Raw genomic sequence first — 18799 nt, 5'->3', positions numbered from 1 at the left:
TACAGGCCGCCAAAGTAGGTCGGGCAGCCAGGCTGCGCGGGCGTCGCCCGGTACTCCACGTTGCGCGGCGCCGTCAGGCCGCACCAGTCATGCAAACGGTACTCATCGCTTTATTGCGTTTCTACAAGGTTGCCGTCAGCCCCATGCTCGGCAACCGGTGCCGTTTTTACCCTTCCTGCTCTGATTACGCGCGCGAAGCAATCCAGTATCATGGCGCCGCGCGCGGGACTTATCTCGCCGCCAGGCGTATTTGCCGCTGCCACCCGTTTTCCGCGGGCGGCATCGATCTCGTCCCGCCTCCCACTTCTGAAAAGCGCTGACGCGCCGTTCCATCGACACTGAGACAACGCATGGATATCAAACGCACCGTCCTATGGGTCATCTTTTTCATGTCAGCGGTCATGCTGTTCGACAACTGGCAACGCGACCACGGACGCCCGTCGATGTTCTTCCCGAGCGCCAACCCGACCAAGACCGTCGGTAGCGCCGCACCGGGAACCACGACGCCGGGAACCCAATCCGCCGATCTGCCGGCCACTAACGCTGCTGCGCCGGGCACTGCGCCGGCTGCCGCGGCTCAGGGCCAGCTGATCAGCTTCAGCACCGACGTCTATAACGGCGAGATCGACACCCGCGGCGGCACGCTGTCGAAGTTGTCGCTCGTCAAGCAAGGCGACGGCAAGCAGCCCGATCTGGTCATCACGCTGTTCGACCGTACCGCGAACCATACGTATCTGGCGCGCACCGGTCTGCTCGGCGGCGATTTCCCGAACCACACCGACGTCTTCACGCCGGTGCCGAACCAGCCGCACGATCTGACGGGCGACGCCAAGTCGTTCCAGCTCAGCCTCGAGTCGCCGGTGAAGGGTGGCGTGAAGGTCATCAAGACCTACACGTTCACGCGCGGCAGCTATGTGATCGGCGTCGACACGAAGATCGAAAACGTCGGGACCGCGCCGGTTACGCCGTCGGTCTATATGGAACTGGTGCGCGACGACACGCCGGTGGAAACGCCGCGCTTCTCGCACACGTTCATCGGACCGGCTGTCTACACCGACCAGCACCACTTCCAGAAGATGACGTTCAGCGACATCGACAAGAACAAGGAAGACTTCGTCAATTCGGCCGACAACGGCTGGATCGCGATGGTGCAGCATTACTTCGCGTCGGCGTGGATTCCGCAGCAAGGTGCGAAGCGCGACATCTACGTCGAAAAGATCGATCCGACGCTGTATCGCGTCGGCGTGAAGCAACCGGTGGCGACCATCGCCCCGGGCCAGTCGGTTGATGTGTCCGCACGCCTGTTTGCCGGTCCGGAAGAAGAGCGCATGCTCGAAGGCATCGCCCCGGGTCTGGAACTGGTGAAGGACTACGGCTGGGTCACGATCATCGCGAAGCCGTTGTTCTGGCTGCTCGAGAAGATCCACAGCTATGTCGGCAACTGGGGCTGGTCGATCGTGCTGCTCACGCTGCTGATCAAGGCCGTGTTCTTCCCGCTGTCGGCAGCAAGCTACAAGTCGATGGCGCGCATGAAGGCGATCACGCCGCGTATGCAAGCCCTGCGCGAACGCTTCAAGGGCGATCCGCAGAAGATGAACTCGGCGCTGATGGAGCTGTACAAGACCGAGAAGGTCAATCCGTTCGGCGGCTGTCTGCCGGTCGTGATTCAGATTCCGGTGTTCATCTCGCTGTACTGGGTGCTGCTGTCGTCGGTTGAAATGCGCGGCGCGCCGTGGATTCTCTGGATTCACGATCTGTCGCAACAGGATCCGTTCTTCATCCTGCCGGTGCTGATGGCCGTCTCGATGTTCCTGCAGACCAAGCTGAACCCGACGCCGCCGGACCCGGTTCAAGCCAAGATGATGATGTTCATGCCGATCGCGTTCTCGGTCATGTTCTTCTTCTTCCCGGCCGGTCTGGTGCTGTATTACGTGGTGAATAACGTGCTGTCGATCGCCCAGCAGTACTACATCACGCGGATGATGGGGCAGACGAAGACGAAAGCGGCCTGATTGATGTCTTGCCTGCAGCGGGTGGTGGTAGCGCCCGCTGACAGGCAGAAGCTAGCTGTGAAAAAGCCGCCCGGTTTGCGCTGGGCGGCTTTTTTTATCACTCAGCCGATTGGCCCTTATCTTTCGCTGTCGTTGTCGATGTCGATGCGTCTTCAGGCGCGGCGTCGGTTTCCTGTTGCGTGCCGCCGTCGAACTCCGTCATCAGTTCTTCCACCAGATTGCGCTGCTTCGGCGACAAACCCACGAAGCGGTTGGCCATCTTCGTCACCAACTCGATCGTTTCCGGCGTCATCGGATACTTCTCGCCACGGGCAAGCGGCTTAGCCTTGCCGGAAGGCGTCGGCCCGTAGTGCAGCCAGTGAACGTCCTTCTGCAGCCACGTCGCTAAAACCTGCAACTTGTCGCGCTTTGGAATCGTCGTACCCGCGAGCCATTTGTGCGCGGTTTGTGGTGAGACGGCAGGGCCACTGCTGTAACGCAGATTGAATTCCCTGGCCAAATCGGTCCCACCCTTAATGTCTTTGGGGAGTGAGTCTTTCAGCCGTTTGGCGAAAGCTGCTTTTTCTTTGGAGGTCGGCATGGGCCCGATTGTGCAATTCGGCGCATAATCAGCGGACAACTAAACGCGCAATTTTATTGCTCAATTAAGCTAATTTTAGCCTGAAATCGGCAGCTAATAACGCGTTTCACGATTTTATAGAATTCTGTCTTTTCCTTGTGTGGCGTGTGTTTTAGGCATTCGGGGGCGCCAATCTATCGCAAATGTGTCTTAGGCTATCTTAGCTTGTGTGAGATAAATCCTTATTTGTCTTATGAGACTCATGTAGCGTTAGGAATCGGGCCTGAGTTCAGAGCCGGTGGATGTCCCCGCGTTACAATGCCCGGCGCTTACTCGTGCGCATCCAATCCCTTCTGACAGCCTCGTTCCCATGCTCGCCACCGATTCCGATCCGATCGTCGCCATTGCCACCGCCCCCGGCCGAGGCGGGATCGGGGTCGTGCGGATTTCGTTCGGCCGTGTCGGGGAAGCCGCCGCGCAGCCGTTGATGCAAGCGCTCACTGGCCAGGCACTCGCGCCGCGCCATGCGAGCTATGTGCCGTTCCTTGATGACACAGGCAGCGCGCTCGATCGCGGCATCGCCCTGTACTTTCCCGCGCCGCACTCCTACACCGGCGAACACGTGCTCGAGTTGCAGGGTCACGGCGGTCCGGTCGTGCTGCAGTTGGTGCTGCAGCGGTGCATCGACGCCGGTCGTGCGTTCGGTCTGCGTCTTGCGGAGCCGGGCGAATTCACGCGACGCGCGTTTCTCAACGACAAGCTGGATCTGGCGCAAGCGGAAGCCGTCGCCGATCTGATCGAGGCCAGCACCGAAGCCGCCGCGCGCTCGGCGGGCCGCTCGCTCGACGGTGCGTTTTCGCGCGACATCCACGCGTTGGTCGAAGAGGTCATCACGCTGCGGATGCTGGTCGAAGCGACGCTCGATTTCCCGGAAGAAGAGATCGACTTTCTCGAAGCCGCCGACGCCCGCGGCAAGCTCACGCGGATTCGCGAGCGCCTCGTGCACGTGCTGAGCGAAGCGCGCCAGGGCGCGTTGCTGCGCGAGGGTTTGTCAGTGGTGCTGGCGGGGCAGCCGAACGTCGGCAAGTCGTCGCTGCTGAACGCGCTGGCCGGCGCGGAGTTGGCCATCGTCACGCCGATCGCCGGTACGACGCGCGACAAAGTCGCGCAGACCATCCAGATCGAAGGTATTCCGCTGCATGTGATCGATACAGCCGGCCTGCGCGATACCGAAGACGAGGTGGAGAAGATCGGCATTGCGCGCACTTGGAGCGAGATCGAGCGCGCAGACGTCGTGCTACATCTGCTCGATGCACGCACCGGCATGACCGCCGAAGACGAAACGATCGCTGCGCGGTTCCCGAGCGGTGTGCCGGTGGTGCGCGTGCTGAACAAGACGGACCTGACGGGGCTCGCGCCGTCGGTGACACCACTCGACGCGGATCTCGAACTCAGCGAAGTGGGGCTGTCGGCGAAACGGGGCGATGGCGTTGCGTTGCTGCGTGAGGAATTGCTGCGCATCGCCGGCTGGCAGGCCGGCGCGGAGAGCGTCTACCTCGCGCGCGAGCGGCATCTGATTGCGCTTCGCGCGGCTCAGGAGCATCTGGCGACGGCGGCTGCGCACGCCGATCAGAACTCTCAAGCGCTCGATCTGTTCGCCGAAGAACTGCGCCTCGCGCAGGATCAGCTCAACTCGATCACTGGTGAATTTAGCTCGGATGATCTGCTCGGAGTGATTTTCAGTCGGTTTTGTATCGGCAAGTAAGAAGGGTTGACGACTTTCGGACGGAAGGCTTACCCAGCTTGCGTAATAAGGCCTTTCCGCGCAGCCCTCTGGACGAGCATCAAACGTCATCTGTTGACCCAAATCCCCACATTTCTTTGGTACACAAAAGACAACCGGTTTAAAATCCCGGCTGTCCGTGCATCAAACGATCCGCCATGCCAAAACTAGCCGCCCCCCTCACCGAAACGCAGATCCGCGCGCTCGAACCGCGCGCCACCCGGTACTGCGTCGCAGACGGCAACGGCCTCGTCATCGAAATCATGACGACGGGCACCAAGGTCTGGCGCTTCCGCTATTCACTGAACGGCAAGCGCCAGCCGCTCGTCACGATCGGCGATTACCGGATGATTTCGCTGCGGGTCGCGCGCGCCAAGGCGCAGAAGTACGCGGAGATGGTCGCGAGCGGCGTCTCGCCGGTGGCCACGGCGCGTCGCGACCGCGGTGCGGAAAGCAAGGCAGAGGTACTGCGCGAAGGCGCCGAGCTCTATCTCGCGACGGAGATGGCCGGTAAGTCGGCGGAATATCAGCGCACCACGCGGCGCGCGCTCGAAAAAGATGTCCTGCCCGCCATCGGCGCCAAACCGATCAAAGCCGTGACGGACGACGACATCCGCGCGATCTGCGACCAGATCAAAAGCCGCGGCTCGCCCAAAATGGCATTGCACACGCGCAACGCCATCAAGCGGCTCTACGAATACCTGATCGCCCGGCAACTCGCTACGACCAATCCGGCAGAACTCATCCCGGCACGCTTCATCGCAACGCCGGACAGCCGTACCCGCGTACTCGATCCGGACGAAATCGGCGCCACGCTCCGGGCGATCTACGCATCGAACATTCGACGCCCGCTGAAATTGGCTTTACACCTGCTGGTGCTAACGATGGTGCGGAAATCCGACCTCGTCGAGGCGGCCTGGTCCGAATTCAACCTCGACGCGGCACGATGGACGATCCCAGCTGAGCGCATGAATAAGGACCGCAAGCACGTGGTGCATCTCTCGCATCAGGCGGTCGCCCTGCTTCGCGAGCTTCAGAACACGAAAACCAGCCGGAATTTCGTATTCCCGAGCGTCAGGGGCGACGACCGGCCGATCGCGAAGAGCACGCTCAATCAAGCCGTCAAATCGCTCGGGCTCGACGTCGAGCATTTCGTCCTACATGACTTTCGACGCACCGCCGCGACCCACTTGCGCGAGATGGGACAGTCTGCGGACGTGATTGAGAATGCGCTGGCGCATGCCGTCAAAGACGCCCCGGACGGAGGCCATCCCGCTGAACACGCCGCAGAACGGCGTCGGACGTTGCAACTATGGGCAGATTTTGTCGACGCCCAGATCGAGAGCAACCGACAAGGCGTGACAGGCTAAATGCGGCAGGCGCTGTAAACGCCGCGGGCGTCGGCCACCCGCCGCAACCCTCCCCGCCCGTGGCCAACAGCACACTTTTGGTACACAGAGAAAGAAGGGCAAGACGCAAATGCCCACCCAGAAAAAGAAAACCACCTCCCTCACTAGGTTCTCAATCCCCCCACACCACGCCCCACAAGCCCAACCACGTCAATCCCACCGCCCCGGCACCCAACCGTTTAAAGCGACCTTTTTTCTCGCCGTTCATCGTCTAAACTAAAACATCGATGCACATCGGGACGGAGGCTCCCATGTCTGAACCGTTAATGGCTTATTTGCTGGGACCCCTGGTGATGCTGGTGGTCGGCGTGGCGATCTGGGCCGCGTCCCACTATCACGAAAAGACGAAGCCGGAGCGCCTCGAACGCTGGCTCGACACGCATTATGCGGAGTGGTTGCATCACAAGCACTGAGCAGAGATACCCAACAAGAAAAGGCCGTCGCACCCTGCGACGGCCTTTTTCTCTCTCTAACGCGCGAGCATCAAAGCTGCGCGTGTCTGCTCACGTCCTTTACCAGCCCTGTTGAGGCTGTTGCGGATACCCATACTGTGCGGGCGGCGGCGCACCGCACGCGACATACGCACGCTGGTACTGGTCATAGCAGTATCCCGGCGGCGGCCCCGCGTACACAGGCGCCGGCTGATACACCGGCTGCGCATACACCGGTTGCGCATAGACCGGCTGCTGGTAAGCGACCATAGGCGCCGGATTCAACACGGACGTCACCACCGCGCCCAGCACGGCGCCGCCGATCAGCGCACCGACCACATCGCCGCCATTGCCATGCGCCGACGCTTGACCCGCCACGCTCAGGCTCCCCACCATCAACAACGCCACCGCAATCTTTTTCATGTTTCTCTCCCGCCGTTCAGGCATGGAACAGATTGTGTATGGCGCGCGCAGAAATAGATGCTGCAGTTGGTAACCGGCCATTACGGGTGTAACGCGTGGCTGGGCAACCGCCTCATCGACCGCCATCCATTCCCACGATCAATGTAAAATTCGCCGCATGACCCGTCGGACAAATCCGACGTCCGCAAAGCTTTCCGATCCTTCGACCCCGAGACCCACAAGTCGACATCGGGCGTCGAGCCCAAGCAAAAAAGTTAAGGGGGCGTGCGCGTGAAACAATGGACCATCCGGCAACGGATTCTGTGCAGCTTCGGGATCGTGCTGATCGTGATGCTGGCAATGGCAATCGTCACTTTCGAGCAACTCAGCGGAATCGATCGCGACGCGAAGAGTCAGCAGGAAGACTCGATGCCCGGCCTCTACTACGCGACCGCGATGCGCGCGGCCTGGTTCGAGAACTACACCGTCACGCAGCGTCTCATTTACGTTGATACGGACCCTGAGTCCGTCAAGCGCGACACCGCAGCTTTGCAGGACACCGAGCAAACGCTTCAGAAGCTCCTCGGCGACTACGGCGCGACCATCTTCCGCGACAACGATCGCGAGTTTTTCAACGACTTTCGCCAGCAACACGCACAGTACCTGCCGATCCAGGCATCCTTGTTGAACGTCTTGCCGAGTTCGAAAGAGAACGCCGCGCACCTGTTCAACACGCAACTCACGCCGATCTGGGAAGCGGGCCGTGTCTCGGCGCGCAAGCTGGTCGAGAACAACAAGGTCGACGCCGACAAAGCCGCCGAAAACATCCGCAGCTCGGTTGAGACGACGCGTGTCGTGCTGCTCGTGATGCTGCTGGTTGCCGCCATCGCCGCCGTGCTGGCCGGCTACTGGTTGCTGCGCGCGGTCACCACGCCGATGGCGAAGGTGCTGCAAGTCGTCGACGTCATGCGCACCGGCGACCTCACGCAACGTTTGCAGCTGAACCGCGCGGATGAAATCGGCGCGCTCGAAGCCGGCTTTAACCGCATGACCGATGAGCTCACCGCGCTGGTCGGCCAGGCGCAGAAGTCGGCGGTTCAGGTCACCACATCGGTGACGGAGATCGCTGCAACATCGCGTGAACAGCAAGCCACCGCGAACGAAACCGCGGCGACCACCACCGAGATCGGCGCCACATCGCGCGAAATCTTCGCGACCTCGCGTGACCTGCTGCGCACGATGAACGAAGTCTCCGAAGTAGCCGGCCAATCAGCCGCGCTCGCCGGCACCGGCCACGCCGGTCTCGCGCGCATGGAAGACACCATGCGCCTCGTGATGGAAGCCGCCGGCTCGGTCAACGCGAAGCTGGCGATCCTCAACGAGAAGGCCAGCAACATCAATCAGGTCGTCGCCACCATCACCAAGGTCGCGGATCAGACCAACCTGCTCTCGCTGAACGCAGCAATCGAAGCAGAAAAGGCCGGCGAGTACGGCCGCGGCTTCGCGGTCGTGGCAACCGAGATTCGCCGCCTCGCGGATCAAACCGCCGTGGCGACCTACGACATCGAACAGATGGTCAAGGAAATCCAGTCGGCGGTGGCGGCGGGCGTGATGGGCATGGACAAGTTCTCCGAAGAAGTGCGGCGCGGCATGCTCGATGTGCAGAACGTCGGCGGCCATCTCACGCAGATCATCCAGCAGGTGCAGCAACTCGCTCCGCGCTTCTCGATGGTCAACGAAGGCATGCAGACGCAAGCCACTGGCGCCGAGCAGATTACCCAGGCGCTGACGCAACTCTCGGAGGCCGCGCAGCAAACGGCGGAATCGCTGCGGCAGTCGACCCAGGCCATCGACGATCTGACGCACGTCGCCAATAGTCTGCGCACCGGCGTATCGCGCTTCAAGGTGGTGGCCTGACGCGTCGCGGCGGGCTCACTGAAGCACGCCGACGCCGATCCACCCATACGCCTCTCCTACAGCCCAGCCCACGCCGATGCTCTTCATCCTCTTCACGCTCGATAACGAACGCTACGTGATCGACGCGACGCAGGTGGAGCGTCTGATGCCGCTCACGCCGCAGTCGCCGCCGAAGACAATCCCCGGCGCGCCGTCGTGGGTCGCGGGCGTGCTCGATTACGAGGGCGCGCCGCTGCCGGTGATCGATCTGCCGGCGCTCGCGCTCGGCCGTCCCGCCGCGCAGTTGATGTCGACGCGCGTCGTGCTGGTGCGCTATCCGCATGCGGGCACGGTGCGCCTGCTCGCGCTCCTGCTCGAAGGCGCAACGCGCACCATCCGTCTGGACGCCGACGCGTTTCATGATGCCGGCATCGACATGCCGAACGCGCGTTATCTGGGCCCAGTCGCAAGCGAGGCAGGCGGTCTGGTGCAATGGATTCGCATCGAGCATCTGTTGCCCGACGACGTCAAAGCCCTGCTGTTTCCCGAGGCGCACGCATGAACGCGCATCACGACAACGCGCCGCTCTATCGACGCTTCGCCGATCTGCTGCATCGAACCATCGGGCTCGATGCAGCGTCGCTCGGGCATCAGTCGATCGAGCGAGCGGTCGATCAGCGCGCCGCAGCCTGGTGCGCGGACGGTCACGCCGACGCCACGCTCGCCGACTACTGGGAAGCCACGTACGCGTCGCCTTCGATGGTGCAGGCGCTGGTCGAAACGGTGGTGGTGCCGGAGACCTGGTTCTATCGCGATGCCGACGCGTTCAGAGCGCTCGCGCGTCTCGCGCACGAACGCCTCGACGAGCGCGGCACCGCACTGCCGCTGCGAATTCTGAGTCTGCCCTGCTCCACCGGCGAAGAGCCGTACACGATCGCGATGACGCTGCTCGACGCCGGCATCGACGCGACGCACATGCGCATCGACGCAATGGATATCAGTGAGCGCTCGCTGGCCCTCGCACAGCGCGCCGTGTACAGCCGCAACTCGTTTCGCGGCAATGCGTTCCCGTTCCGCGACGCCCACTTCGCGCGTACCGAAGATGGCTGGCGTCTCGCTCCGCGCATCGTCGATGCAGTCCGGTTCTCGCGCGCGAACCTTATGCAACTCGATGCCACGGCACTCGGCGTCTACGACTTCGTGTTCTGCCGCAACGTGCTGATTTACTTCGACCGCGACGCACAGCAGAAGGCCCTGCATGCGCTCAGCAGCGTGCTGGCTGAAAACGGCACGCTGTTCGTCGGTCCTGCGGAAACCGGGCTGTTGATGCGTTATGGCATGCAGTCGGCGAAGATTCCTCTGGCGTTCGCGTTCCACCGCGCGACGCCCGCTGAAGCGCAGATGAACAGCTGGCACGCCGCGCCGCTTGCCACCGCCGCTGCACTCGCGATGACGCATTCGCCAGTGCCCGCGCTTGCGCCGTTGCAAGTGTTTTCGGCCGAGCCTTTCGCGTGGCCCGATCCGGTTGCGCGCACGCCGTTCAACGGCGGTTTGTCGCAGACGCCGTTTAATGCGAAGTCGCCGCTCATGCCGTCGGATGGAATCTCTCAACGCACGTCATTGACGGGTATTTCTCAGAACGTGCTGTCGAATGACATTTCACCGCGCACGTCTTTAAGCGGTATTCCGCAACACACGCCGAAGCCGTACAAAACCGCGTCGCAGTCGCACGAGTTTGCGTCACCGCACATCACCTCGCCGACCAACGCCGCACGCGACACGCTGCAAGCGGCGCACGCACTGGCCGACGCGGGCCGTCTGACGGAAGCCGCGAACGCGATCAACGTCTATCTGGAACAGCACGCCCCGCACGCCGACGCGTTCTACCTGCTCGGTGTGCTGGCCGACGCCAGCGGCGATACGAACCTCGCTCGCGGCCAGTATCGCAAGGCGCTCTACCTCGACCCGCAGCACGCCGAAGCGCTCGCGCATCTGGCGACGCTGCTCGAACTCGAAGGCGATCGCAACGGCGCGCGTCTATTGATGGACCGCGCGTCGCGCGCACAGGGAGCGCAACGTGGTTGAAGAACGCACGGTGACCTTCGACGATTGCTGGAACCGCATCGGCGTGCGCGGCGATTCATCGTGCGAGCGGCTGGTCGAATACGTGCGCTGTCTGAATTGCCCCGTGTTCGAAGCGGCCGCGGCCAAATTGCTGGAGCGTCCGATTCCGCTTGTGGATCTCTCGCTGAAAGACGCCGACACGCCGGCGCGACAGCTACGACACGACCAGCAAGACGCGAGTGAATCGTTCCTCATCTTCCGTATCGGCGGCGAATGGCTCGCGCTGCCCACGCCGATCTTCAAGCGCATCGTGCAGACGCGGCCGATTCATACGTTGCCGCATCGGCAGCATCGCGCGGTGCTGGGCGTCGTGAACGTGCAGGGCGACTTGCTGGTGTGTCTGTCGCTCGCGCATCTGCTGGGTTTCGAAACCGACACCGCTGCAGGCGACGACAAAGCGCGTCACGATCTGCCGCGTCTGCTGGTGGTCTCGCGCGCAGAAGAGCACGCGGTGTTTCCCGTCGATCAGGTCGACGGCGTGCATCGGATCGCGATTTCCACCTTTTGCCCACCGCCCGCGACGCTCTCGCACGCCGCCGCTGCGCATACGCGCGCCGTGGCTCCGTGGCGCGGCATGACGGTCGGCCTGCTCGACGCCGATGCTTTGTTCGACACTTTGAACCGGAGTCTCGGATGACGGACGACCCGCGCCGCCCGTCGCTGATCGATCTCTTCCGCGAAGAAGCGCGGACCCAGGCACGCGTGCTGAACGACGGCCTGCTCACCCTTGACCGCGCGCCGAGCGATGCCGCCGCGCTCGAGGCCTGCATGCGTGCGGCGCATTCGCTGAAGGGTGCAGCGCGTATCGTCGGCGTGCAGGTGGGTGTCGAACTCGCGCACGCGATGGAGGATTGCTTCGTCGCGGCGCAGGAAGGACGCGCGTTGCTCGATGCGGCCTGGATTGATGAGTTGCTGCGCGGCGTCGATATCGTTGCGCGCATCGGCAATGATGAGGACGAGTCCGCGCGTGATGCGGTCAGCACGTGCGTGGCGTCGTTGCAAGCGCGGATGGTGGGTGTGGTGCCGCATGGAGTGGCAATGCGAAGGGACGCTGTGCCACCGGCTGCTCCTGCTCGTGTCGACAGTTCTGCATCTACACCCAGCGCAACCACCAAACCGCAAACCGCATCGGCCGACGCCAACCATGACGCTGACGCCGCATTCAATCTGCTAGCCAGCGCCCTGCGCGCCGAAGCGACACCCACCTCAGCCGCATCGGCCAGCGCGAATGCCGACACATCCGCGCCCGCTTCAGGAGCCGCGTTTGCTCCTGCAAGCGCCTCAGCATCCGCCTCTGCGACCCCGTTCGCTTCTTCGAACGCCTCAGCGTCCGCCGACGCAACCTCGGCCGCGCCTGCAAGCGCCTCCGGGTCGCCGTCCGCAACCGCGTCCACCGCGCACGAATCAAACGCCCCAACAACAGACCCCGGCCGCATGCTCCGCGTACGCGCAGACAACCTCGACCGGCTGTTGTCCCTATCCGGCGAATCCCTAGTCGAATCGCGCTGGCTCAAACCCTTCGCGCAATCGATGCTGCGCGTCAAACGCGTTCAACGCGACGGCACACGCGCGCTCGACCAACTACACGAAACACTCGCCGACCTGAAGCTCGACCCGCGCGCGCACGCCGCGCTCGAAGAACTGCGCCGCCTCACAGCAGAATCGCAGCACTTGCTCGCCGAACGCCTGGCCGATCTGGAAAGCTTCGACCGCCGCTCGACCCATCTGTCGCAACAGCTTTACGACGCCGCACTGCAATGCCGGATGCGCCCCTTCGGCGACGGCACCAGCGGTCTCGCGCGCATGGTGCGTGACGTCGCGCGTTCGCTCGGCAAAAAGGTGCGCTGGCAACTGGTCGGCGAATCGACTCAGGTCGACCGCGACATTCTCGATCTGCTCGAAGCGCCGCTCGGCCACATGCTGCGCAACGCGATCGACCACGGCATCGAAGCGCCTGCGGTCCGTCTCGCGCGCGGCAAGCCCGAAGAAGGCACGCTTACGCTCGACGCCCGTCACACCGCCGGCGCCCTGCTCATCTCCGTCTCCGACGACGGCGCGGGCATCGATCTCGACGCACTACGCACGTCGATCGTTCGCAGAAAACTGGCGAGTGCGGAAACGGCCGCGCGTCTGTCCGAAACCGAGCTGCTCGAATTCCTCCTGTTGCCCGGCTTTTCGCTACGCGATCAGGTCACCGAGGTGTCGGGCCGTGGCGTCGGACTCGACGCGGTGCACGACGTCGTCAAACGCGTGCGCGGCACGGTGCGCATCACACACGAACCCGGCGTCGGCACGCGCGTGCAGTTGCAGTTGCCGCTCACGCTCTCGGTGATTCGCAGCCTGCTCGTCGAAGTCGCAGGCGAGCCGTACGCCGTACCGCTCGCACATGTGAACCGCACGCTACACGTGAGCCGCGCGGATATCGAATTGCTCGAAGGCCATCAGCACATCGCCTTCGACGGCCGCCGCATCGGCGTCGTCACCGCGCATCAGATTCTCGACACCGCGCCGCCCGCCAACGAAGGCGATACCGTCAGCCTGATCGTGATCGGCGACGGTGAAGAAACCTACGGCGTGGTGGTCGATCGCTTTCTCGGCGAGCGGATGCTGGTCGTGCAGCCGCTCGACCCGCGCCTCGGCAAGATCAGGAACATCACCGCCGGCGCGTTGATGGAAAACGGCGACCCGGTGCTGATAGCGGATGTCGATGACTGGCTGCGCTCAGTCGAAAGACTCGTCGCCGGCGGCGATCTGAAACACACGCAGCACGGCGCTGCCCTCACCGCCCGGCGCGTCACGCGGCGCGTGCTGGTGGTCGACGACTCGCTCACCGTGCGCGAGCTCGAACGCAAGCTGCTGGCGACACGCGGCTACGACGTGACGATCGCCGTCGACGGCATGGACGGCTGGAACGCGGTGCGCGGCGAACACTTCGACCTCGTGATTACCGACATCGATATGCCACGCATGGACGGCATCGAACTCGTTACGCTCATCAAGCGCGATCCGCAACTGCAGTCGCTGCCGGTGATGATCGTCTCGTACAAGGATCGTGAAGAGGATCGCCGCGCCGGCCTGAACGCGGGCGCGGATTACTATCTGGCGAAAGGCAGTTTCCACGACGAAGCACTGCTCGATGCAGTGCGTGATCTGATCGGCGAAGCTTACGGTTAAACCCACGGGTAAAACGGATGAAAATCGGAATCGTCAATGACCTGCCGCTCGCTGTCGAGGCACTGCGCCGCGCGCTTGCTGCGCGCCACGACTACGAGGTGCTATGGGTCGCGCAGGACGGCCAGCAGGCGGTCGATTTCTGCACCGCGCAGCGACCCGACATCGTGCTGATGGACCTCGTGATGCCGAACGTCGACGGCATCGAAGCCACGCGCCGCATCATGGCGAAGGCGCCGTGCGCGATCCTGATCGTGACCGTCGACGTGGGCGCGAATGCGTGGCGCGTCTACGAAGCGATGGGCGCAGGCGCGCTCGATGCAGTGGATACGCCCTCGCTGAGCGGCCCTGACGCGAACAAAAGCATCGCCACCCTGATCGCCAAGATCGACAGCATCGCCGCGCTGGTCACGGAACGCAATGCGCCTGGCTCAGCAGCTGCGGCGGCGCCCAGAGCCGCGACGACCCGCGACACGCCGCTGGTTGCAATCGGCGCTTCGGCTGGCGGCCCGGCAGCACTCGCTACCTTGCTCGCCGGCTTGCCGAAAGACTTCCCGGCAGCAATCGTCATCGTCCAGCACGTCGACGCGGCCTTCGCCGCCGGCATGGCCGACTGGCTGAACCAACAGTCGGCGCTGCCGGTGCGGATCGCCAACGAAGGCGACCGGCCGCAAGCGGGCATCGTGCTGCTCGCCGCCACCGACGACCATTTACACCTGAAACTGCCCAACGTACTCGGTTACACGAACGTGCCGGCGGAAACGCCCTACCGGCCTTCCGTCGACGTGTTTTTCCATAGTGTCGTGGCGCGCTGGCCGGCGCGGGCGATCGGTGTGCTGCTGACCGGCATGGGCCGCGACGGCGCGATCGGGCTTAAGGCGATGCGCACCAAGGGCTATCACACGATCGCGCAGGACGAAGCGACCTGCGCCGTGTACGGCATGCCGAAGGCGGCCGCGGCGCTCGACGCCGCCGCCGCGATCCTGCCTCTGCCCCGTATTGCCGCTGCGCTCGCTGCGGCCGTCGGCACACGTTAAGGCCCGATAGGCGCACACTAGCCGCACATTAGCCCGCTACGACTCACTGACATTCATTCTGGCTGACCAATATGGACACTCCTAAACCGCATCAGACCGCCACCGCGCCGGAGCTCGCAGAACAGGACGCGAACGCGCAGGCCTACGCGGAGGACGCACCCAATAGCGCCATCGATGACGCGTTAGCGCGCATCCTCGGCAATCCGCCCGCGGCAGAGTGCCCGATCATGGTGTTGCTGGTCGACGACCAGGCGATCATCGCCGAGGCGGTCCGCCAGGCGCTGGCCGACGAAACGAGCGTCGACTTCCATTACTGCGCATCGCCTGAAGAGGCGGTGCGCTGCGCCGAGGAAACCCGCGCGACGGTGATCCTGCAGGACCTCGTGATGCCCGGCACCGACGGCCTTACCCTCGTGCGCCAATACCGGCAGAAACCGGCAACGCGCGATATTCCGATCATCGTGCTGTCGACCAAGGAAGAGCCGCTCGTGAAAAGCGCGGCCTTCGCCGCCGGCGCCAACGACTACCTGGTGAAGCTGCCGGATCGCATCGAGTTAATTGCGCGGATTCGCTATCACTCGCGCTCGTATCTGAACCTGTTGCAGCGCGACGAGGCGTATCAGGCCCTGCGCCAGTCGCAACAGCAGTTGCTTGCAACCAATCTGGAATTGCAGCGGCTCACGCATTCGGACGGTTTGACGGGTTTGTCGAATCGCCGTTACCTCGATCAGTACCTGGCCGCCGAATGGCGTCGCGGCACGCGCGACAAGACGGCCCTAGGTTTTCTGATGATCGATGTGGATAACTTCAAGGCCTACAACGACACCTACGGACACGTTGCCGGTGACGAAGTGCTTAAGCGCGTCGCCCACACCGTCGAGTCGTGTCTGGGCCGTTCACCCGATCTCGCGGCCCGGTTTGGCGGCGAAGAGTTCGCGGTGGTGTTGCCGGGAACATCCTCGGGTGGCTTGCGCTTGCTTGCCGAGAAAATCCGTCTCGCAATCGAAGGACTCGCGATTCCGCATGCAGGATCGGCGGCGGGCGTCGTGACGATCAGCATCGGCGCCGCGAACATCGTGCCGTCCGCTACCGAACCGGTGACCACCTTGATCGAAGCCGCCGATGTCGGACTGTATCGGGCGAAACGCGACGGGAAGAATCAGGTCTCGGTGAGCGGCTGATCAGCATTGCCACGAAGCAGCGCCCACGGGCGCATCGCTTCGATACTGGCTGCGTGCTTCGGCAAGCACGCTCGCATCGATGGCGCCTTCGTCCACCAGCGCCTTCAACGCCGCGATCACGATCGACTTGCGGTCGACCTCAAAGAACTCGCGCAACGCCTGCCGCGTATCGCTGCGACCGAAGCCGTCCGTGCCGAGCGTCACATAGCGGCGCGGCACGTAGGCCCGGATCAGTTCGGGCAGCGCGCGGACATAGTCGGTCGCGGCAATGATCGGGCCGTGCGATGCTTCGAGCGCTTTCGTGACGTAGGGCGTCTCTGCCGGCTCCCCAAGACGCGCGTTTCTCTCCGACGTCATGCCGTCACGCTGCAACTCGGTGAAGCTGGTCACGCTCCACACCGCGGCTTCAATTTGCCAGTCGTCCTTGAGCAGTTGCTGCGCCGCGATGACTTCACCGAGAATCGCGCCCGCGCCGAGCAACTGCACCTGCGCTGAAATTGCCGACGTTACCGCCTGCGCATCCCCGCCAAGCGGATAGATGCCCTTGAGAATGCCCTCACGCAGCGCCTGCAAATCACCACCCGGCACTGAAGGCTGCGCGTAGTTCTCGTTCATCACCGTCACGTAATAGAACACGTCGCGTTGCTCTTCGACCATCTCACGCATGCCCTCGTCGACGATCGCGGCAACCTCGTAAGCGAACGCCGGATCGTACGCGCGGCAGTTCGGGATCGTCGATGCCGCCAGATGGCTCGTGCCGTCCTGATGCTGCAGGCCTTCTCCGCCGAGCGTCGTCTTACCCGACGTCGCGCCGATCAGAAAACCTCTTGCACGCTGATCCGCCGCCGCCCAGATCAGATCGCCGATCCGCTGGAAGCCGAACATCGAGTAGTAGATGTAGAACGGCAGCATCGGCAGGTTGTGCACGCTGTACGAGGTCGCCGCCGCAATCCACGACGACACCGCACCCGCTTCCGAAATCCCCTCTTCGAGAATCTGCCCGTTGGTGTCCTCGCGGTAGTACAGCATCGAGCCGAGGTCTTCCGGCTCGTACAACTGCCCGAGCGGTGAATAGATGCCGACCTGCCGGAACATGTTCGCCATGCCGAAGGTGCGTGCTTCATCCGCGACGATCGGCACCACACGCGGGCCGACCTCGTTGTCCTTGAGCAGCGCGGTCAGCATGCGAACCAACGCCATCGTCGTGGACATCTCGCGACCGTTCGAGTCCAGCGCGAATTGCCCCCAGGAGGACATCGGCGGGACGATCAGCCCCTTCGATGCCACTTTCCGCCTTCTGGGCAGATAGCCTCCCAGGGCAGCCCGGCGAGCATGCAGGTATTGCATCTCCGGGCTGTCGTCCGCTGGCTTGTAAAACTTCACCTGTTCGACGTCCTCATCCGTGAGCGGCAGGCGGAAGCGATCGCGAAACGCCTTGAGGTCGTCGAAACCGAGTTTTTTCTGTTGATGCGTGGTCATGCGGCCCTGGCCCGAGGTGCCCATGCCGAAGCCCTTCATCGTCTTCGCGAGAATCACCGTCGGCTGGCCGCGATGGCCGAGCGCCTTCGCATACGCCGCATGCAGCTTGCGCACGTCGTGGCCACCACGGCGCAGGCGGTCGATATCGTCGTCGCTCAGTTGCGCGGCGAGCGCCGCAAGTTCCGGGTTCTGGCCGAAGAAACGCTCGCGATTGTACGCGCCGTCATTAGCCGAGAAGGTCTGGAACTGGCCGTCGACGGTATGTGCGAACGCGCGCAGCAGCGCGCCGGTGCGATCGCGTGAAAACAGCGCGTCCCAGTCGGAGCCACACACCACCTTGATCACGTTCCAGCCGGCGCCGATGAAATGCGCTTCGAGTTCGTCGATGATGCGGCCGTTGCTGCGCACCGGTCCGTCCAGGCGCTGCAGATTGCAGTTGATGACGAATACGAGGTTATCGAGCCCTTCGCGCGCCGCAATCGAGAGCGCGCCGGTCGATTCCGGCTCGTCCATCTCGCCATCGCCGAAAAAGCCCCACACCTTGCGGCCTTCCGTTTGCACGAGGCCGCGATTGGCGAGATAGCGCATGAAGCGCGCTTGATAAATCGCGTTGATCGGACCGATGCCCATCGAGCCGGTGGGAAACTGCCAGAAGTCCGGCATCAGCCACGGATGCGGATACGAACACAACCCCGGCCCGCCGATCTCGCGGCGGTAGTGCTGCAGATGCTGTTCGGAGAGAAAGCCTTCGAGATAAGCCCGCGCATACACACCCGGCGACGAATGCGGCTGGAAGTAGACGAGGTCGCCCGTGCCCTCCTCTCCGCCCGGCGCCGCGGCGCGAAAGAAATGATTGAAGCCGACCTCGAACAGATCCGCCGCCGACGCATAGCTCGCAATATGGCCGCCGAGTTCGCCGTACGCCTGGTTCGCGCGCACCACCATCGCCAGCGCATTCCAGCGCAACGCGCCGGCCAGACGCTCTTCGAGGTCGAGATTGCCCGGATAGCGCGGCTGTTGATCGAACGGAATCGTGTTCTGGTACGGAGTGACATTGGTCCGCGCCGATTCCACACCCAGCGACAGCGCATGCCCCGCGAGCTTGTCGAACAGAAACTGCGCACGATCACGGCCGACATGCTCGACCACGGCATCGAGCGCTTCCAGCCATTCGGCGGTTTCCTGCGGATCGGCATCTTCCGGCTCCGCACGCTCCGCGCGCTCGAGATCCAAAGACTGCAACTGCTTGCTACCGCTGGACAAATCCGTCATGGCACCACTCCCGCATCAACGCGTTCGGCTCAAGATCAAGTGA

At 63.3% G+C, this 18799-nt stretch carries 14 protein-coding genes and 1 pseudogene; 12 read left to right on the top strand and 3 right to left on the bottom strand.

Annotated elements, in window-relative coordinates:
• The first annotated feature begins 89 nt into the window (after positions 1-89).
• A complete protein-coding gene (yidD, locus tag KHO33_RS16700) occupies positions 90-320 on the top strand; it encodes a membrane protein insertion efficiency factor YidD (protein WP_007180115.1) in 231 nt (76 codons plus the stop codon).
• Positions 321-350: 30 nt separating this feature from the next.
• Entirely contained in the window at positions 351-2012 is a 1662-nt protein-coding gene (gene yidC / locus KHO33_RS16695; protein ID WP_054037053.1) for a membrane protein insertase YidC, read from the top strand.
• A 169-nt stretch (positions 2013-2181) separates the two neighbouring features.
• Here the strand turns inward: yidC and KHO33_RS16690 are convergent.
• A pseudogene (locus tag KHO33_RS16690) lies at positions 2182-2592 on the bottom strand (transcriptional regulator); the annotation flags it as partial.
• A 349-nt stretch (positions 2593-2941) separates the two neighbouring features.
• On the opposite strand from KHO33_RS16690, the gene mnmE reads away from it, so the two are divergent.
• The 3 genes from mnmE to KHO33_RS16675 all read left to right on the top strand — a co-directional run bounded on the left by mnmE (position 2942) and on the right by KHO33_RS16675 (position 6176).
• Positions 2942-4336 carry a tRNA uridine-5-carboxymethylaminomethyl(34) synthesis GTPase MnmE gene (mnmE, locus tag KHO33_RS16685; protein WP_200565636.1) on the top strand — a complete coding sequence of 465 codons (1395 nt, stop codon included), beginning with the start codon at positions 2942-2944 and terminating at the stop codon, positions 4334-4336.
• Positions 4337-4512: 176 nt separating this feature from the next.
• Positions 4513-5724 (top strand): tyrosine-type recombinase/integrase, encoded by a 1212-nt coding sequence (locus KHO33_RS16680; protein WP_200565635.1) that lies wholly within the window; start codon positions 4513-4515, stop codon positions 5722-5724.
• Between the two features lie 290 nt (positions 5725-6014).
• Entirely contained in the window at positions 6015-6176 is a 162-nt protein-coding gene (locus KHO33_RS16675; RefSeq protein ID WP_167378375.1) for a hypothetical protein, read from the top strand.
• 99 nt (positions 6177-6275) lie between these two features.
• On the opposite strand, the gene KHO33_RS16670 is transcribed toward KHO33_RS16675, so the two are convergent.
• Entirely contained in the window at positions 6276-6617 is a 342-nt protein-coding gene (locus tag KHO33_RS16670; protein ID WP_200565634.1) for an ecotin precursor, read from the bottom strand.
• Positions 6618-6887: 270 nt separating this feature from the next.
• On the opposite strand from KHO33_RS16670, the gene KHO33_RS16665 reads away from it, so the two are divergent.
• The 7 genes from KHO33_RS16665 (at position 6888) to KHO33_RS16635 (ending at position 16005) form a co-directional block, all read left to right on the top strand.
• Positions 6888-8513 (top strand): methyl-accepting chemotaxis protein, encoded by a 1626-nt coding sequence (locus KHO33_RS16665; RefSeq protein WP_200565633.1) that lies wholly within the window; start codon positions 6888-6890, stop codon positions 8511-8513.
• A 76-nt stretch (positions 8514-8589) separates the two neighbouring features.
• A complete protein-coding gene (locus KHO33_RS16660; protein ID WP_200565632.1) occupies positions 8590-9054 on the top strand; it encodes a chemotaxis protein CheW in 465 nt (154 codons plus the stop codon).
• Positions 9051-10577, top strand: coding sequence for a CheR family methyltransferase (locus tag KHO33_RS16655; protein ID WP_200565631.1), 1527 nt, complete (start codon positions 9051-9053; stop codon positions 10575-10577). Before KHO33_RS16660 ends, KHO33_RS16655 begins: the two co-directional genes overlap by 4 nt.
• A complete protein-coding gene (locus KHO33_RS16650) occupies positions 10570-11253 on the top strand; it encodes a chemotaxis protein CheW (RefSeq protein WP_200565630.1) in 684 nt (227 codons plus the stop codon). Before KHO33_RS16655 ends, KHO33_RS16650 begins: the two co-directional genes overlap by 8 nt.
• Positions 11250-13790, top strand: a complete 2541-nt coding sequence (locus tag KHO33_RS16645; protein WP_200565629.1) for a hybrid sensor histidine kinase/response regulator — start codon at positions 11250-11252, stop codon at positions 13788-13790. The genes KHO33_RS16650 and KHO33_RS16645 overlap by 4 nt, the downstream gene beginning before the upstream one ends.
• 17 nt (positions 13791-13807) lie before the next feature.
• A complete protein-coding gene (gene cheB / locus KHO33_RS16640) occupies positions 13808-14824 on the top strand; it encodes a chemotaxis response regulator protein-glutamate methylesterase (RefSeq protein WP_054037041.1) in 1017 nt (338 codons plus the stop codon).
• 71 nt (positions 14825-14895) lie between these two features.
• Positions 14896-16005, top strand: a complete 1110-nt coding sequence (locus KHO33_RS16635) for a diguanylate cyclase (protein WP_328822134.1) — start codon at positions 14896-14898, stop codon at positions 16003-16005.
• Here the strand turns inward: KHO33_RS16635 and mdeB are convergent, their stop codons facing one another.
• Entirely contained in the window at positions 16006-18756 is a 2751-nt protein-coding gene (mdeB, locus tag KHO33_RS16630; RefSeq protein ID WP_200565628.1) for an alpha-ketoglutarate dehydrogenase, read from the bottom strand.
• Positions 18757-18799 lie beyond the last annotated feature (43 nt).

The sequence above is a fragment of the Paraburkholderia nemoris genome (assembly GCF_905221015.1).
Classification (GTDB): domain Bacteria; phylum Pseudomonadota; class Gammaproteobacteria; order Burkholderiales; family Burkholderiaceae; genus Paraburkholderia; species Paraburkholderia nemoris.
The sequence above is the reverse complement of the archived record's forward strand: the minus strand, read 5'-3'. Positions and strand labels throughout refer to the sequence as shown.